Source organism: Cupriavidus sp. Agwp_2, from assembly GCF_040784895.1.
Lineage (GTDB): Bacteria > Pseudomonadota > Gammaproteobacteria > Burkholderiales > Burkholderiaceae > Cupriavidus.
This window is the reverse complement of the sequence record NZ_CP088083.1, coordinates 1,278,890-1,295,231: the sequence shown is the minus strand read 5'-3', so window position 1 is coordinate 1,295,231 and position 16,342 is coordinate 1,278,890. Positions and strand designations below refer to the sequence as shown.

At 64.3% G+C, this 16,342-nt stretch carries 21 protein-coding genes and 2 tRNA genes; 5 read left to right on the top strand and 18 right to left on the bottom strand.

Features of this window, described 5'->3' with window-relative positions; genetic code table 11:
* Positions 1-19 precede the first annotated feature (19 nt).
* From LPA45_RS06095 to LPA45_RS06085, 3 genes are all read right to left on the bottom strand, one after another.
* Positions 20-397, bottom strand: a complete 378-nt coding sequence (locus LPA45_RS06095; RefSeq protein ID WP_116317736.1) for a hypothetical protein — start codon at positions 395-397, stop codon at positions 20-22.
* A 100-nt stretch (positions 398-497) separates the two neighbouring features.
* The gene (locus LPA45_RS06090; RefSeq protein ID WP_116317735.1) at positions 498-686 is read right to left on the bottom strand and encodes a hypothetical protein; all 189 of its coding nucleotides are present in this window, start codon (positions 684-686) and stop codon (positions 498-500) included.
* Positions 687-731: 45 nt separating this feature from the next.
* On the bottom strand, positions 732-1,118 hold the full coding sequence (locus LPA45_RS06085) for a hypothetical protein (RefSeq protein WP_317921245.1): 387 nt from the start codon (positions 1,116-1,118) through the stop codon (positions 732-734).
* A gap of 238 nt (positions 1,119-1,356) precedes the next feature.
* Here LPA45_RS06085 and LPA45_RS06080 point away from each other — a divergent pair, with 238 nt between their 5' ends.
* The 5 genes from LPA45_RS06080 (at position 1,357) to LPA45_RS06060 (ending at position 3,221) form a co-directional block, all read left to right on the top strand.
* Positions 1,357-1,617: a hypothetical protein gene (locus tag LPA45_RS06080; RefSeq protein WP_116317734.1), complete on the top strand. Its 261-nt coding sequence runs from the start codon at positions 1,357-1,359 to the stop codon at positions 1,615-1,617.
* Positions 1,618-1,656: 39 nt separating this feature from the next.
* Positions 1,657-2,163, top strand: a complete 507-nt coding sequence (locus LPA45_RS06075) for a cupin domain-containing protein (RefSeq protein WP_317921244.1) — start codon at positions 1,657-1,659, stop codon at positions 2,161-2,163.
* A 186-nt stretch (positions 2,164-2,349) separates the two neighbouring features.
* The gene (locus tag LPA45_RS06070) at positions 2,350-2,598 is read left to right on the top strand and encodes a hypothetical protein (protein WP_317921243.1); all 249 of its coding nucleotides are present in this window, start codon (positions 2,350-2,352) and stop codon (positions 2,596-2,598) included.
* 3 nt (positions 2,599-2,601) lie between these two features.
* The gene (locus tag LPA45_RS06065; protein ID WP_317921242.1) at positions 2,602-2,895 is read left to right on the top strand and encodes a hypothetical protein; all 294 of its coding nucleotides are present in this window, start codon (positions 2,602-2,604) and stop codon (positions 2,893-2,895) included.
* A 101-nt stretch (positions 2,896-2,996) separates the two neighbouring features.
* Positions 2,997-3,221 (top strand): DUF2188 domain-containing protein, encoded by a 225-nt coding sequence (locus tag LPA45_RS06060; protein ID WP_116317730.1) that lies wholly within the window; start codon positions 2,997-2,999, stop codon positions 3,219-3,221.
* Between the two features lie 7 nt (positions 3,222-3,228).
* Here LPA45_RS06060 and LPA45_RS06055 read toward each other — a convergent pair whose 3' ends face one another.
* From LPA45_RS06055 to LPA45_RS05985, 15 genes are all read right to left on the bottom strand, one after another.
* Entirely contained in the window at positions 3,229-3,396 is a 168-nt protein-coding gene (locus LPA45_RS06055) for a hypothetical protein (RefSeq protein ID WP_158577635.1), read from the bottom strand.
* A gap of 110 nt (positions 3,397-3,506) precedes the next feature.
* Positions 3,507-3,788, bottom strand: a complete 282-nt coding sequence (locus LPA45_RS06050) for a hypothetical protein (RefSeq protein ID WP_317921239.1) — start codon at positions 3,786-3,788, stop codon at positions 3,507-3,509.
* Positions 3,789-3,989: 201 nt separating this feature from the next.
* A tRNA-Pro gene (locus LPA45_RS06045) sits at positions 3,990-4,066 on the bottom strand.
* 56 nt (positions 4,067-4,122) lie between these two features.
* The gene (locus LPA45_RS06040; RefSeq protein ID WP_116317728.1) at positions 4,123-4,545 is read right to left on the bottom strand and encodes a MerR family transcriptional regulator; all 423 of its coding nucleotides are present in this window, start codon (positions 4,543-4,545) and stop codon (positions 4,123-4,125) included.
* Between the two features lie 125 nt (positions 4,546-4,670).
* A complete protein-coding gene (locus tag LPA45_RS06035; RefSeq protein WP_116317727.1) occupies positions 4,671-5,081 on the bottom strand; it encodes an integration host factor subunit alpha in 411 nt (136 codons plus the stop codon).
* A gap of 90 nt (positions 5,082-5,171) precedes the next feature.
* Complete coding sequence (gene pheT / locus LPA45_RS06030; protein ID WP_116317726.1) at positions 5,172-7,619, bottom strand: phenylalanine--tRNA ligase subunit beta; 2,448 nt, start codon at positions 7,617-7,619, stop codon at positions 5,172-5,174.
* A gap of 60 nt (positions 7,620-7,679) precedes the next feature.
* Positions 7,680-8,711, bottom strand: a complete 1,032-nt coding sequence (pheS, locus tag LPA45_RS06025; RefSeq protein ID WP_116317725.1) for a phenylalanine--tRNA ligase subunit alpha — start codon at positions 8,709-8,711, stop codon at positions 7,680-7,682.
* Between the two features lie 251 nt (positions 8,712-8,962).
* Positions 8,963-9,319, bottom strand: a complete 357-nt coding sequence (gene rplT, locus LPA45_RS06020; RefSeq protein WP_008650487.1) for a 50S ribosomal protein L20 — start codon at positions 9,317-9,319, stop codon at positions 8,963-8,965.
* 28 nt (positions 9,320-9,347) lie between these two features.
* Positions 9,348-9,545: a 50S ribosomal protein L35 gene (gene rpmI / locus LPA45_RS06015; protein ID WP_006575466.1), complete on the bottom strand. Its 198-nt coding sequence runs from the start codon at positions 9,543-9,545 to the stop codon at positions 9,348-9,350.
* A gap of 168 nt (positions 9,546-9,713) precedes the next feature.
* Entirely contained in the window at positions 9,714-10,235 is a 522-nt protein-coding gene (infC, locus tag LPA45_RS06010; protein ID WP_081479471.1) for a translation initiation factor IF-3, read from the bottom strand.
* Positions 10,236-10,281: 46 nt separating this feature from the next.
* Positions 10,282-12,189, bottom strand: a complete 1,908-nt coding sequence (gene thrS, locus LPA45_RS06005; RefSeq protein WP_116317724.1) for a threonine--tRNA ligase — start codon at positions 12,187-12,189, stop codon at positions 10,282-10,284.
* 368 nt (positions 12,190-12,557) lie between these two features.
* Positions 12,558-12,634: transfer RNA gene (locus tag LPA45_RS06000), tRNA-Val, on the bottom strand.
* A 21-nt stretch (positions 12,635-12,655) separates the two neighbouring features.
* Positions 12,656-14,881, bottom strand: a complete 2,226-nt coding sequence (locus tag LPA45_RS05995; RefSeq protein ID WP_116317723.1) for a bifunctional (p)ppGpp synthetase/guanosine-3',5'-bis(diphosphate) 3'-pyrophosphohydrolase — start codon at positions 14,879-14,881, stop codon at positions 12,656-12,658.
* Between the two features lie 15 nt (positions 14,882-14,896).
* Positions 14,897-15,259 carry a RidA family protein gene (locus LPA45_RS05990; protein WP_116317722.1) on the bottom strand — a complete coding sequence of 121 codons (363 nt, stop codon included), beginning with the start codon at positions 15,257-15,259 and terminating at the stop codon, positions 14,897-14,899.
* Between the two features lie 50 nt (positions 15,260-15,309).
* Complete coding sequence (locus LPA45_RS05985; RefSeq protein WP_116317721.1) at positions 15,310-16,188, bottom strand: alpha/beta fold hydrolase; 879 nt, start codon at positions 16,186-16,188, stop codon at positions 15,310-15,312.
* Positions 16,189-16,342 lie beyond the last annotated feature (154 nt).

Here is a 16,342-nt window from a genome sequence, read left to right as displayed (position 1 = left end):
CGCGGCGGGCGCGCCGGGCTTACTCGCCAGCGTCCGCGGCATGCGCGGCATCGTCGTCGCTGTCTTCTTCGATGTCCGTGTCGAGGCCATCATCGGCCCCGCGGGCGCGCAACTCCAGCCCGAGCAGCACCAGCAGGTCGAAGGCATCTGACAACAGGTGCTTCTGCCGGGGCAGCAGGCTGGCATAGGGCATGTCGTAGATCGACTGGTGCGCGGCGCGCTGCCCCTTGAGGCCGCGGTCGCGCGCGATATCAGACAGCAGCGCGGCAAACCCGGACAGGTCCTGCGCCGCCAGCGCCGAATTCAATACCTTGGCGATGACTTCCGGGGAAGCATTCGCCCAGCCCATGCGTTCAGCATTGGAAGCGGAGTCTTGAGGAAAGTCGGCAAAGTCCATTTTGTGTTTAACGGTCCCGCCGGAGCGAGCTTAAGTCGGCAGCCATGTGAATTTGACCCCACATGCGTGGGGTGCGCACAGGCTTGCGACGCCGATACGGCTATCGCGCTGCCGGCTTCGCAGCTACCTGCCGGTAGACCGTGGTGCCATCGCGCGCGGTACGGGCCTGGACGTGGTTGCGGGCGCCGCACTGCGGGCAGCGGAACACCGGCCCCTGCCCTTCGTTGCGGATCTGCACCTCGTCCGGCTCCCAGCGCGCGCCGCAAGCCTGGTTCCCACAAACAAACATGAACTCTCCTGAAAATTGATAATCAAGGCCTCGACAGCGAACCGCTCAGCCATTTCGTTGCACCCACTGCCGCGCCCATGATATCGCCGCGGTGCGGGCATCCTCCGGCGTGGCATGCGTGGTCGGCGGCGCACCGCCTTCCAGCACGACTGCGCCAGATTCCCAAATGTCGCACAAGGCCTTGAAACGTCCCGGCCCCAGCGCGTGGCAAAACACGTGGACCACAAAGCCGCGATACTCGACCACGTCGGTCGCGTCATCGGTCAGCGCCCGGTCGGCGCTGGCATCGGATGGCACCACCGGTGCATCCGCCCGGGGGTTCGACCCGCCTCGCGCCGGACTTGCCCGCACCAGCGCCACGCAAGCGCCGCCCAGCGCCGCGCCAAGCGCCACGCCCAGGCCAAACCAGCAAGCCCTGCTTCCACACTCCATCGGCATCCCCTGTCATTGGCCCCTGCCGGCAATCCTGTCACCTGCGCAAGACACTGGCAGCGTGCGCGGTGTTGGTTTCAGGTTATACCAATCCGGAAGAAGGCCACTGCGGCGCACCAGCCTCCTGAAATAAGAATCCGGGCGTGACCGAACCACTGGCGGCGACTATACTGTATATCCATACAGTAATCCGACAGGCGTCCTGCCGCTGGCCGCGCTGCCGCATGGTCCTTGCCATATGCCCCTGTACCAGTCCGATTCCATCCTGCTTGAGGCCTTCTACTTCGGCGACGATGCTGAATCCCTGCGCCTGCCCTGCGGCAGCGTCAGCGTTGACGCGGGCGCCATCATCGTCCACGGCATCGAGCCGGACCTGCTCCGGTCGCTGCGCTGGACACCCGATTTCCTCTCATTCGAGACGCACGGCACGCACCACCGCTACCCGGTCAGCCGCCCGGTGCTGGTCGGCCCCGCGCAGGCCCGCTTCGCCCTGCTTTAAGCTAGGCTTCCGCCAACACCATGCCCTGCCGACGCCAACATGCCAGACCGCAGCCTTGCCGCCAGCGAACTGATCCGCACCCTTGACCTGAAGCCGCACCCCGAAGGCGGCTTCTATCGCGAGACCTACCGCAGCGCAGAACGGGTCGTGTGTGCCGACCAGCGTATGCGCGAAGCCAGCACGGCGATCTACTACATGCTTTGTGGCAACGACTATTCCGCCTGGCACCGCATCCGTTCCGACGAGTTGTGGCACTTCCACCGCGGCTCGCCGGTAGACTTGCACAGCATTGTCGACGGCGGCATTGTCACGCAACGTCTCGGCGACCCGTTGCGCCACGCCGGCGCAACCTTCCAGGCGATAGTTCCAGCCGGCCGATGGTTTGCCGCGGAACGCGTGGACCTGGGGGACAACGTCGACTTTGCGCTGGTCGGCTGCACCGTGGCACCGGCCTTCCAGTTCAGCGAGTTCGAACTAGCGGATCCCGCCGCGCTTGCCGGCCTGGCAAGCGCCCATCACTCCCTGTTTCGCCGGCTCTCGCGTTAGCCCCTGGCAAAAAAACAGCCCGCCACGGCGGGGTGCGGGCGGGCCGGTCAGGACTGCTGCGCCAGTCTACGCCGCCACGCCGCGCCCCCATCAGCGAAGAACCCTGGTATCCCACCGCTTTTTCCGCCGACAGTCCGCGCAGCAGCGCTATACTGTATATCCATACAGTATTTTTCCTGTGCGCCAATGTCACCCGAACCCGCCAACTGCCCCGTTTGCGGCGCCGCCGCCGAGCGCCTGCGCGCCGCGCCACGCGGCTACCGCTACACCTGTCCCTGCTGCGGCACCTTCCAGATCAGCTCCAGGGCGTTATCGTGCCGCCCCGGCATGCCGGCCTCGGCCCGCGAGGATATCCGCCGGCTGCGCGCCTACGGTCACCTGCCGCTCCTGGACGTGACCCGGGATGTCATCAGCATCAGTCCTGGCAGGCCCTGACCGATGGGCAACAACAAGCTCGCTTCCCGTTGCCACATGCCGGCGGCGGCGCCCGACAGCTATCCGGTTCCCGGGGCCAACGGCATCCTGGGCCGCATCCCCGGCCACTACATTGCCGCCGCGCTGGGCACGCTCGGACCGGCCACTCGCGACGGCCCTGGCCACCGCGAAGTGCTGCTCGAGGCCGGGCACGCCGGCACCGTACGGCTGTTCATCGAAAAGAAGCAGGCGCGCCATGGGCGGTACACGCACTACTACTGGTCCGCCTACCGCGCCGAGCCCGAGCCAGCCCCGTAACCGGGAGTCTTGCGCGCGGCACATGGCTGTCGGACGAAGACGGATACCGGCGCCCCGCGAGCGCGCCGAGACTGGCTGCATCGACACAACCGGAGATCTCCATGCCAGGCAACAACATCCATGTCGTTCCCGTCGAACACGGCTGGGCAATCGAATCCGAAGGCGGTGCCGGCGGGCGCCAACTGTTTGCGTCGCAGGAAGACGCCATCGCTGCGGGCACGGAGAAAGCGAAGCAACTGCGCGTCGAACTGCTGATTCACGGCCGCGACGGTCAGATCCGCCTGCGCAACAGCTTCGGTAATGACCCGCCCGATATCAAAGGGTAATACCGGACTACTCGCCAGCGGACTCCTGCCCGCCGCCACCGAGATACAAGCCCTCGATGCGCGACCGCGTCGCATAGTAAGCGAGAATCAACGACGCGGTCAGCGCAAGCCCCGCCACCGCCAGCGCGATGCAGGTGGTACCGGCAATCCCCATCCCATGGTCCTTGTCCGACATCCCGTCCTCCGTCATTGCGACAGGACGCCATCATCCTGTCATGCCATGGCCGCAGCCAGAGCATCCACTATAGGCGCAATGCGGAGCCGGTTACGGCGCAGGTCACGCGTTCATGACCGCTTGCATTCGACCTTCTCTTCATATTCTCCGTCGTCGTCCCATTTACGCTCGATCAGGCATGGACCGTCGCGGTACTTTTCCTTGTGCTCATAGCCGCGCGGACCGCCTTTGCACTTGCGCTCTTCCTTGTACTCGCCATCGCGCTTGACCTCGCGTTCGATCTTGCACGGACCACTGCGAAATTTCTCCTTGTACTCGCCGCCTGCGTGAGTGACAGGTGAGGCGACCAGGCAGGAGAGGATGAGGAATCGAGTAATGAACGTGCGTGCCATAAGAACGACCTGCGCATGAAGTCGCTGAGCATAACAACAGCCGCTGTCAGAGGGTGTATCAAAGCGTTACGCCTCATCGCCTTCCACCGTGGGACCGCATGGGGAAGCGTTGCAAAGCTGAAGCAAAAGAAGATCGCATCGCTGCGAACAAGACGCACAATGAAAAAACCCGCCTGGCATTCACCAAGCGGGTTTCTTGTCTGGTCGGGGCGAGAGGATTTGAACCTCCGACCACCTGCACCCCATGCAGGTACGCTACCAGGCTGCGCTACGCCCCGAAAGAAGAAGATTATATCAGAAGCATTTCGTGCATGACTAGCTCCCGAGGCACAAATTATCCCTGCTTCGCGATCTCGCGTAGTTGTGCGAGCAGGTGCTGTACCTCGACCAGTTCATTGCGCAAACCGGCCACATCGATCGACAGCGCTGCCGGGCTTTCCTCGCGGCTTTCGTCGGCGGTTTCCGGCGCCGCGGCAGTGTGATGGCGGCCTTCGTCGAGCCGGTTGCGCGCGCCGTTGATGGTGAAGCCCTGCTCGTACAGCAGTTCGCGGATGCGCCGGATCAGCAGCACTTCATGGTGCTGGTAGTAGCGGCGGTTGCCGCGGCGCTTGACCGGCTTGAGCTGCGTGAACTCCTGCTCCCAGTAGCGCAGGACATGCGGCTTGACGGCGCAAAGCTCGCTCACCTCACCGATGGTGAAGTAGCGCTTGGCCGGGATCGGCGGCAAGGCGATGCGTTCGCTGGATTTGTCCGACATGCGGTGTGTAGACGAGCGTCAGGCCATGCCGGCCATGAGGTTGGCGCGCAAGGCTTTGCGCGCCCAGAAGGATACCGATGCAGGCCTGCCGAAGCAATCCGCCTTTCGGGTGAGGCGGTGACGCGTCAGCCGGCGATGTCCGCGCGTTCTTCCACCAGGCCCTTGAGCTTCTGGCTGGCGTGGAACGTCACGACCCTGCGCGCGGTGATCGGAATCACTTCACCGGTCTTGGGATTGCGCCCGGGCCGCTGCGGCTTGTCGCGCAACTGGAAGTTGCCGAAGCCGGACAGCTTGACGCTGTCGCCGTGCTCCAGCGCTTCGCGGATGACGTCGAAGAAGGCTTCGACCATGTCCTTGGATTCGCGCTTGTTCAGGCCGACCTGGTCGAACAGCATCTCGGCAAGTTCGGCCTTGGTCAGCGTAGGAACTTCGGGCGCGCGGGTATCCGGCGTCGCGTCGTCAAGGGTGGAAGCCTGCCGGTCGCTCATGTCACCCAGTGCTGCAGCGGTCATGGAATTCGCGTCTCGATCATTCATGTCGATCGCTCAAGTGTCTGTCTGGCGATCCGCCCGAGGCCAGGCTCGGGCGCCCTTGTTTATCGTAAAGCCGTCGCTGGTGATGTCGGTCTAGCCGCGCAGCCGGGCCTGGAAGGCCTCTGTCAGCGCGTCGACCATGCAGCGCACTGCGCTGTCGACGGTTTCGTCCTGGAGGGTCGACCCAGTATCTTGCAAGGTCACCCGGAACGCAAGGCTTTTCTCGTCCGCGCCAATGGCGGCGGAAGCGGCCTTGGGACGGAACTCGTCGAACAGCACCAGGCCCTGGCAGAAGCGGCCATAGCCCTGCTTTTCCAGCGCCGCGCGCATGGCGTCGAGCATGTCCTGCACGCGTACCGATTGCTTCACCACCACCGCCAGGTCGCGCACGGCAGCGGGGAACTTGGAGACCTCGGTGTACGCGGGCAGGCCGGTCTCGCGCAGCGCGTCGAGCTGCAGTTCGAACAGCACCGGTGCGTGCTGCAGTTCGTATTCCTGCAGCCAGCGCGGATGCAGCTCGCCGACGACGCCAACCGGCTTGCCATCGACCAGCACGCGCGCGGCGCGGCCAGGATGCAGCGCCGGGTGTGACACCGGCTCGAAGCGCGGCACGCGCGGATGGAACAGTGCTTCGACATCGCCCTTCACATCGAAGAAGTCGACATTGCGCGTGGCGATGCCCCACTGCTCTTCAAACGCCGGGCCGTAGGCGATGCCCGCGGCCATCATCGGCTGGTGGTAACCGGCCACCGTCAGGCCGCCGTCCTTCACGTTCTCGTCGCGATGGAACACGCGGCCCACCTCGAACAGGCGCACGCGCGCGGCCTTGCGGTTCAGGTTGTAGCGCACCTTTTCGACCAGGCCGCCGACCAGCGACGAACGCATCACGGCCAGCTGGCTGGCGATCGGGTTCAGCAGCCGGATCGGCTTGTCGTTGGCAGCGAAGTCGCGTTCCCACTTCTCTTCGACGAAGGCGAAGTTGATGACTTCCTGGTAGTCGCGCGCAGCCAGCGCGTGGCGCACCACATGCGTCGAGCGGCGAGCCTCGTTGGTCGGGCGCATTTCGCTTTCGGCGACTGGCGGACGCGCCGGGATGCGCTCGAAGCCGTAGATACGCGCGACTTCCTCGATCAGGTCTTCCTCGATCTCGATGTCGAAACGGTAGCTCGGCGGCGTGACTTCGAAAACTTCGCCTTCGGCGCCTTGAGAGCGCGTGAACGGCAGCTGCAGGCGCTGGAACACGTCGGCGATCACTGCCGGCGACAGCTCGATGCCGAGCACGCGCTCGGCGCGCGCCACGCGCAGGCTGACCGGCTTGCGCACCGGCAGGTTGACCACGTGGTCATCCACCGGGCCGGCCTGGCCGCCGCAGATCTCGAGGATGAGCGCGGTGATGCGCTCGATATGCTCGACAGTGGTGGCGTAGTCCACGCCGCGTTCGAAGCGATGTCCGGCGTCGGTCGAGAAGTTGTAGCGGCGGCTGCGGCCCTGGATCGCGGCCGGCCACCAGAATGCGGCTTCGAGGTAGATGTCGGTGGTGTCCAGCGTGACGGCAGTGCTGTCGCCGCCCATGATGCCGGCCAGGCTCTCGATTTCCTTGTCGTCAGCGATTACGCCGACCTGGTCGTCGACCTCGATGGTGTTGCCGTTCAGCAGCTTGATCTGCTCGCCCTTGCGGCCCCAGCGCACGTCGAGGCCGCCGTGGATCTTGTGCAGGTCGAACACGTGCGACGGACGGCCCAGTTCCAGCATCACGTAGTTCGAGATATCGACCAGCGCGGACACGCTGCGCTGCCCCGAGCGCTCCAGGCGCTGCACCATCCACTGCGGCGTGGCGGCACGTGCGTTGACGCCGCGGATAATACGGCCGGAGAAGCGACCGCACAGGTCGGGCGCCGACACCTTGACCGGCAGCTTGTCCTGGAGCGTCACCGGCACCGGCGACATGTCAGGCAGGTTCAGCGCGGCACCGGTCAGCGCCGACACCTCGCGCGCCACGCCATGGATCGACAGGCAGTCGGCCTTGTTCGGCGTCAGCTTGATGACGAAGACCTGGTCGTCCAGGTTCAGGTGTTCGCGGATGTTCTGGCCGACCACCGCGTCTTCCGGCAGCACCATCAGGCCGCCGTGGTCTTCGGACAGTTTCAGTTCGCGCGCCGAGCACAGCATGCCGTAGCTGTCCACGCCACGCAGCTTGCCGACCTTGATCTCGAACGGGTTGCCGCCGTCCTCTGCCGGCGGCAGCACCGCGCCGACCAGCGCGCACGGCACCTTGATGCCGGGCTTGACGTTGGGCGCACCGCAAACGATCTGCAGGGTCTCGCCGGTGCCGGCATCGACCTGGCACACGTTGAGGCGGTCGGCGTTGGGATGGCGCTCGGTCGACAGCACGTGCGCGACCACCACCTTGTCGAACGGCGGCGCGACCGGGCCCACCTCTTCCACTTCGAGCCCGGCCATGGTCAGGCTGTGCGACAGCGCGTCGGTGGAAATCTTTTCAGGGTTGGCGAAGGTGCGAAGCCAGGATTCCGAGAATTGCATGGCGCTTCTGATCCGGTAAGTATTCTGTGTAGTCGGTGACGAGTTTGACGGCGCGCCTTATCAGGCGAACTGGCGCAGGAAGCGCACGTCGCCCTCGAAGAACAGGCGCAGGTCGTTGATGCCATAGCGCAGCATGGTCAGGCGCTCCAGGCCGGAGCCGAACGCGAAACCGATATAGCGCTCGGGATCGAGGCCCATGTTGCGCAGCACGTTCGGGTGCACCTGGCCCGAACCGGAAATTTCCAGCCATTTCCCATTGCCGAAGGCCATGTCGATTTCGGCAGACGGCTCGGTGAACGGGAAGTACGACGGACGGAAGCGCACCTGGATGTCATCGCGCTCGAAGAACTTGCGCAGGAAGTCGGTGTACGCGCCCTTCAGGTCGGCAAAGCTGACGTCCTCGCCGATCCACAGGCCTTCGACCTGGTTGAACATCGGCGAGTGGGTGGCATCGCTGTCGACGCGGTAGGTACGGCCCGGGCAGATCACCTTGATCGGCGGCATCGGCTTGCCGGCGTACTTCTCCACGTGCATCTTGGCGTAGCGGACCTGCATCGGGCTGGTGTGCGTGCGCAACAGCAGGAGCTTGTCGTCGCTGTCGCGGCCATCGACGTAGAACGTATCCTGCATCGAACGCGCCGGATGGTTGTCCGGGTTGTTCAGCGCGGTGAAGTTCATCCAGTCGGTTTCGATCTCGGGGCCGTCGGCCACGTCGAAGCCGATCGAGCCAAAGATCTGCTCGACACGCTCCCACGTGCGCATCACCGGATGCAGGCTGCCGCCGGCAACCGCACGGCCGGGCAGCGTGACGTCGATGGCTTCGGCGGCCAGGCGCGCGTTCATCAGCGCGTCGGCCAGCGCCTGGCGTCGCGCCTGCAGCGCGGCTTCCACCTGCTGCTTGACCTGGTTGATACGCGCGCCCTCGCTCTTGCGGGTCTCCGGGTCGAGCTTGCCGAGGCCCTTGAGCAGTTCGGTCAGCGCGCCGGTCTTGCCCAGGAAGCGGGCCTTTTCGTTTTCCAGCGTGGCGTTGTCATTGGCGGCGGCGAAAGCGGCCTGGGCGTCAGCGACGATTTGGTCCAGATCCTGAGACATGGCGGCGGTCGTGGAGTGTTCTGACGTCGGCGGAACAATGTCAAAAAAACAAAGCCGGCTCGACGTGGGTTGGCACTACGTGCGGTATGCGTTTCCGGATGCCGTCCCGATAACAAGCACAAAACGGTATGCGGAAACGCAAATAAAAACGGGGCTCGGTGAGGAGCCCCGTTTCAGCAGACCTTGCGGTCAGCGGTCGACCTTGCGGTCGGTGCTTGCCCGGCAGCGCTTATGCGCTACCGCAGCCGGCATCAGGCAACGGTGGCTTTCACCTGGTTGACGATGGCGGCAAAGGCAGGCTTGTCGTGAATAGCCATGTCCGACAGCACCTTGCGGTCCAGCTCAATCGAGGCCTTCTTCAGGCCGTTCATGAACACGCTGTAGGTCATGCCATGCTCACGCGTCGCGGCATTGATACGCGCAATCCACAGAGCGCGGAACACGCGCTTCTTGTTGCGGCGATCGCGGTACGCGTACTGGCCAGCACGCATGACCGCCTGCTTGGCGATGCGATAGACATTATTGCGACGGCCGCGGTAACCCTTGGCAGCATCGATGACTTTCTTGTGACGGGCCCGTGCAGTGACCCCACGCTTTACTCGAGGCATGTAATTCTCCTTTCGTTATCGTCAGGGGTTATGCGTAAGGCATCATCGCGCGCACCGACTTCAGGTTCGTCTCATGGACGTCCTGAGTGCCGCGCAGTTGACGCTTGTTCTTGGTGGTCTTCTTGGTCAGGATGTGACGCTTGAAGGCCTGGCCACGCTTGAACGAACCGTTCGGACGGGCAGTAAAGCGCTTGGAAGCGCTTTTCTTCGTCTTCATCTTCGGCATGAAAAACTCCAGCTCATATGACATGCATGCAGGTGGACGGCTCACGCCGACGCTTGCAAGACCCGCATCCACTTGTTGTTGCACGACACCCCTTGCAGGGCACGCGCGACTTCCGCACGAAGCAACGCCGGGATGCACTGGCATCCCGGCCGCTGCACCGTGCAAGAATTACTTCTTCTTCTTGGGAGCGAGCACCATCACCATCTGGCGCCCTTCCATCTTCGGCATTTGCTCGACCTGGCCGATTTCTTCCAGGTCCGCCTTCAGGCGTTCGAGCATGCGCGCGCCGATTTCCTGGTGCGCCATCTCGCGACCACGGAACCGCAGCGTGATCTTGGTCTTGTCGCCATCTTCCAGGAAGCGCTTCAGGTTGCGCAGCTTGACGTTGTAGTCGCCATCATCCGTACCCGGCCGGAACTTGACTTCCTTGACCTGGATGATTTTCTGCTTCAGCTTGGCCTCGTGGGCGCGCTTGGCTTCCTCGTACTTGAACTTCCCGTAATCCATGATCCGGGCGACGGGAGGAGTCGCGTTCGGGGCGATCTCCACCAGGTCCAAGTCCTTGTCCTCAGCCAGCCGCAGAGCGTCCATGAACTTGACGATGCCGAGCTGCTCGTTATCAACCCCTACCAGGCGCAGCTCAGGCGCGCTGATTTCCCGGTTGATGCGATGACCTTTGTCCGTAGCGATGTTGCGTTACCTCAAGAAGAAAAAAACAAGCCGTGCTCACCACCCATCAGGCTTTGCTGGCGACGTCGTGTTGCAGACGCTCAACAAACGCGGAGACGGGCATCACACCCAGATCCACGTTGCCACGGGCACGCACGGCCACTTGACTGGCATCCCGCTCCTTGTCGCCTACCACGAGCAGGTAAGGAACCTTCTGAAGGGAATGCTCGCGGATTTTATACGTAATTTTCTCGTTGCGCAAATCGGCCTTGGCCCTAAACCCTTGTTTTTGCAGCAATTGCACGACGTTTTCGGCGTATTCTGCCTGCGAATCCGCAATATTCATGACCACGACCTGATCCGGGGCCAGCCAGGCGGGCAGCGCGCCGGCGTGGTTTTCCAGCAGGATGCCCAGGAAGCGCTCGAAAGAGCCCAGGATGGCGCGGTGAAGCATGACCGGGCGCTTGCGCGAGTTGTCCTCGGAGACGTATTCGGCCCCCAGGCGCTCTGGCAGCACCAGGTCAAGCTGCAGCGTGCCGCATTGCCACGAACGGCCGATCGCGTCCTTGATGTGGTATTCCACCTTCGGGCCATAGAACGCGCCCTCGCCCGGCAGTTCTTCCCACTCCACGCCGCACGCGCGCAGCGCCAGGCGCAGGCCTTCCTCGGCGTGGTCCCAGACCTCGTCCGAGCCGGCGCGCTGTTCGGGGCGCAGCGACAGCTTCACCGAAACGTTCTTGAAGCCGAAGTCGTCGTAGACCGAGAACGCCAGCTCATTGAAGGCCTTGGCTTCGGCCACGATCTGCTCTTCCGTGCAGAAGATGTGGGCATCGTCCTGCACAAAGCCGCGCACGCGCATCAGGCCGTGCAGCGCGCCCGAAGGCTCATTGCGGTGGCAGGCGCCGAACTCGGCCAGGCGCAGCGGCAGGTCGCGGTAAGAGCGCAGGCCGTGGTTGAAGATCTGCACGTGGCCCGGGCAGTTCATCGGCTTGATCGCGTAGTCGCGCTTCTCCGACTCCGTGACGAACATGTTCTCTTTGTAGTTCTGCCAGTGGCCGGACTTTTCCCAGAGCGAACGGTCCATCACCTGCGGCGTGCGCACCTCGTCGTAGCCGGCGTTGCCCAGGCGGCCGCGCATGTACTGCTCGACGGCCTGCCACACCTGCCAGCCCTTCGGATGCCAGAACACCATGCCGGGCGCCTCTTCCTGCAGGTGGAACAGGTCGAGCGTCTTGCCCAGCTTGCGGTGGTCGCGCTTCTCGGCCTCTTCCAGCATGTGCAGGTAGGCTTCCTGGTCTTCCTTCCTGGCCCAGGCCGTGCCGTAGATGCGCTGGAGCATCTCGTTGTTGGCGTCGCCGCGCCAGTAGGCGCCGGCCACCTTCATCAGCTTGAAGACCTTGAGCTTGCCCGTCGACGGCACGTGCGGGCCGCGGCACAGGTCGACGAACTTGCCTTCGCGGTACAGCCCGATTTCCTGGTCGGCCGGGATCGAGGCGATGATCTCGGCCTTGTACTTCTCGCCCATCGACTCGAACAGCGCCACGGCTTCGTCGCGGTTCCACACTTCGCGCACGACCTTCTCGTCCTTGCGGGAGAGTTCCGTCATCTTCTTTTCGATGGCGGCGAGGTCTTCGGGCGTGAAGGGGCGCTTGTAGGCGAAGTCGTAGTAGAAGCCGTTCTCGATCACCGGCCCGATCGTCACCTGCGCTTCCGGATACAGTTCCTTGACGGCATAGGCCAGCAAGTGCGCCGTGGAGTGACGGATCACATCGACGCCGTCGGCGTCCTTGTCCGTGACGATGGCCAGCTGGGCGTCGTCTTCGATCTTGTAGCTCGTGTCGACCAGCTTGCCGTCGACCTTGCCGGCCAGCGCGGCCTTGGCCAGGCCGGAGCCGATGCTCTGCGCCACTTCGGCAACCGTCACCGGGCCCGGAAACTCGCGGCGGGACCCATCCGGCAGCGTGATTGCGATCATTTGGACTCTCCAGGATTCCGCCGGCGGCGCGTAGCGCCTCGGCCAGGCGGATCAAACTGCATCTTGCGGGCACCGGTCCGCGGCTGCACGGCCCGGCGATTGTTCGATTGTTTATTGCTGCACACTGCGCATGCACGCCAACGCGCGCGAGCGGCAGCTTATCAGGCTGCTGGCAGGCGACAGACGAAAAAAAACGCGGCCAAGGCCGCGTTTCTCTTTGTCAAACCCGCTTCAACCGGGTCGGAAGGCGCACCTCGACTACTGTCGCTTGCCAGCGGTAGTAGTTCGCGGTGTCATGAACATGATGCCTTTCCGTTCCATGTCAGGTTGAATCGGATTTGCTGCACTTCGTTGTTACTGCAATTCGTTGGTAGGCTCGATTGGACTCGAACCAACGACCCCCACCATGTCAAGGTGGTGCTCTAACCAGCTGAGCTACGAGCCTAGCGAAGACGCAAGTATAGCATCACTTTCTTTTTGCCTGCAATACCCCCTGCACCTCTTCGATCAGCGACAGCGCGCGCTGCAGTTGCGTCGCCTCGGACACCTCGGCGGTGAACTGCATGCGTGCCACGCCCTTGCTCGACAAAGTCTTCACGCCGGTGACGTTAATCTTCTCGCGCGACAGCACTTCAGAGATATCGCGCAGCAACCCCTGCCGGTCGATTGCCTCGACGTGGATATCAACCGGATACACCGCCGCGTGGCTCTTCTGCCCCCACTCGGTCTGGATCACCCGCTCGGGCGCGCGCGCCGACAACTGCTGGAAGGTATGGCAGTTGCGCCGGTGGATCGACACCCCGCGTCCGCGCGTGACAAAGCCGACGATATCGTCCGGTGGCGCCGGCTTGCAGCAGCGCGACATCTGCGTCATCAACGAATCCACGCCCACCACCAGCACGCCGCTCTTGGCGCCGCGCGCCACGCTGGTGGCACGGCTCTTCTTGGTAACGGCGTCTTCCTCGCTGAGCGGCGCCTGGGTTTCGCCTTCGGGGTGGCGCAGCGCGTGCTCGACATGGCGCAGGCTGAACTCATCCTTGGCCACCGCCGCGAACAGGTCGTCGGGCGTCTTGAAGTTCAGCCGCGCGGCCAGGTCTTCCAGCTTGACCGCGGTCTTACCCTCGCGCTGCAGGGTCTTGTCGATCAGGGCGCGGCCCTGTGCGATGGTCTCCTGCGAATCGAGCGCGTTGAACCACGCGCGCACCTTGGCGCGCGCACGGCTGCTGGCCAGGTAGCCAAGCTCGGCATTGAGCCAGTCGCGCGAGGGCCCGCCCTGCTTGACCGCGATGATCTCGACGGTCTGGCCGTTCTTCAGCGTGGTATTCAGCGGCACCATGGTGCCGTCCACGCGCGCGCCGCGGCAACGGTGGCCGAGGTCGCTGTGGAGGTAATAGGCGAAGTCCAGCGGCGTCGCGCCGTGCGGCAACGCTACCACGCGGGCCTGCGGCGTCAGCACGTAGATGTGGTCGTCGATCGCGGCGTGCTTGAGCTGCTCCCACTCGTCGTGCGCCACGCTGTGATCGGCATCGTCCTTCCATGCCAGCAGCTGGCGCAGCCAGGCGATTTTCTCGTCGTAGCGTTCGCTGGCGGAGAACTGCCCACCGTAGCCCTTGCTGCCAGCTTCCTTGTAGCGCCAGTGCGCCGCCACGCCGTATTCGGCGAAGTGGTGCATCTCGTACGTGCGGATCTGCACCTCGAAAGCGCGACCGTCATCGCCGATCACCACCGTGTGCAGCGACTTGTAGCCGTTGGCCTTGGGCCGCGAGATGTAGTCGTCGAACTCGCGCGGGATCGGCTGCCAGATATGGTGGACGATACCCAGCACCGTATAGCAGTCCTTGATATCTTCGACGATCACGCGGAAGGCGCGCACATCGTACAGGTCGGCAAAATCAAGCTCCTTGCCGCGCATCTTCTTCCAGATGCTGTAGATGTGCTTGGGCCGGCCGGACACCTCGGCACGGATGCCGGCGGCCGTCAGCTCGGACTGCAGCCGCGCGATGGCGCCGGCGATATAGCCTTCGCGCTCGATGCGCTTTTCGTCCAGCAGCCTGGCGATGCGCTTGTAGGTGTCGGGCTGCTCGAAGCGGAACGCCAGGTCTTCCAGCTCCCACTTCATCTGCCAGATACCCAGGCGGTTGGCCAGCGGCGCGTAGATGTCGAGCGTTTCGCGCGCCACGCCCGGGGTCGGCGTGTGCTTGGTCTCCGCAAGCCAGCGCAGCGTCTGCAGCCGCGACGCCAGCCGCACCAGCACCACGCGGATGTCCTGCGCGAACGCGAGCAGCATCTTGCGCAGCGCCTCGACCTGTTCGTGGCGCGCCTGCGCCTCGTTCTTTGACGGCGCGGCCGCTTCCACATCAGGGCGATTGCCGGCGATGGCGCCGATGCGCAGCAGTTGCCGCACACCGTTGACCAGCCGCGCCACTTCTTCGCCGAAGCGCGGCTCGATCTCGGCCTCGGTCCCGGGCACGAATGCCGCCAGCCCGAACAGGCATGCGGCGGCGCGCGCGGCATCGTCCACGCGCAGCCCATCGAGGATGCGCAGCATCCCCTCAGCGTGCGACTGCACGGTCTCGCCGGTGGGCAGCGCCACGCCGGCTCCATGCTCGCGCACGTACGCCAGTGCGCGCTCAACCAGCTCGGTATCCGGAATGCCTGCGACCCGGCCAGCCAGGTCGGTCGACGTCACCATGTCACAACGCCTGCATCAGTTGAGCGCAGCGGTCACCACCACTTCGATCAGGTAATCGGGATTGCCCAGGCGGGCTTCGACGGTGGCGCGCGGGGGCGTATTGCCCTGCGGGACCCAGGCGTCCCAGACCTCGTTCATGACGCCGATCTGCGTGATGTCGGTCAGGAAGATCTGGCACGACAGGATGCGGGTCTTGTCGCTGCCGGCCTCGGCCAGCAAGCGGTCGATATGGCCGAGCACTTCGCTCGTCTGGCCGCGGAGATCGGCCTTGGGATCGACTTCCGGAACCTGGCCGGCCAGGTAGACCACGCCGTTATAGACCGCGTATTCGGACAACCGCTTGCCCACGTGGGCGCGCTTCAGTTCAAGGTTACTCATGACAATGCGTTGATCGATAAAAACAGGTCCGCCGCGCGATGCGCGCAAACTCACCCGACAAAGAACTGCCGGGCGATCGCGATCTGCGCCGGATCGACAAAGGTTGGTGCATGCCCCACTTCAGGGACTTCCACCGAGCTGACATGCTTGCCGCGCGCCACCATCTCGGCCACGGTCTCGCGCAGCAGCAAATCGGACTGTGCACCGCGCACCACCAGCACCGAGGCTTCGATGGCCTCGAAGCTGCGCCACAGCGCGGCTTCGCCCGCTGCCACCGCTTCGGGCGTGGACTTGCGGAAAGGCACGGCCAGTTGCGGGTCGTAATGCAAGCCCCATTCCAGCCCCTCGCCACCCTGCACCGGTTTCAAGATGGCGGCGTTAAGCTCGCGCCACTGGTCAGGCGTGTGGCGCCCGAACGACGCGCTGATGGTCTGCAGGTAGGCCAGGCCTTCCTCGAAGGTCTTGAAGCGTACCGGCAGGCCCAGGTAGGCACCGATCCGCTCCACCGCCGACAGCGCGATCCTGGGGCCGACGTCATTCAGCAGCAGCTTGCGCACCGGCGACTTGGGCAGCCCTGCCAGCCCCATGCCGATCAGCCCGCCCATCGACGTGCCGAACCAGTCCACCTGCTCGACGTTGAGCCGGGCGATCAGCGTGACCATGTCGGACACGTACTGCGGCACGATGTAGCCGTCCGGGTTGGCCAGCCATTCCGAGCGGCCGCGCCCGACCACGTCGGGGCAGATCACGCGATAGTCGCCGCACAGCGCGCTGGCGACGGCATCGAAATCCCTGCCGGTGCGCGTCAGCCCGTGCGCGCACACCAGCACGCGAGGATTCGCGGGATCTCCCCATTCGTGATAGGCCATGCGGTGCAGGCCCGCCGGACTGATGCACTGGACAAAACCGAGGCGCGGACTGGCAGACATCTGAACTCCTGACGGACCCGGCCGGGACCGCGAAAAAGCGGCGCTGCCGGTAGTTGAGCAAAACTGGATTGTACGCCGCACCGGGTACAATGCCACAGCACACTGTCTGCGCCACCGCACGCGCCACATGCTGGTGCGTGGTTGTCCCAGACCA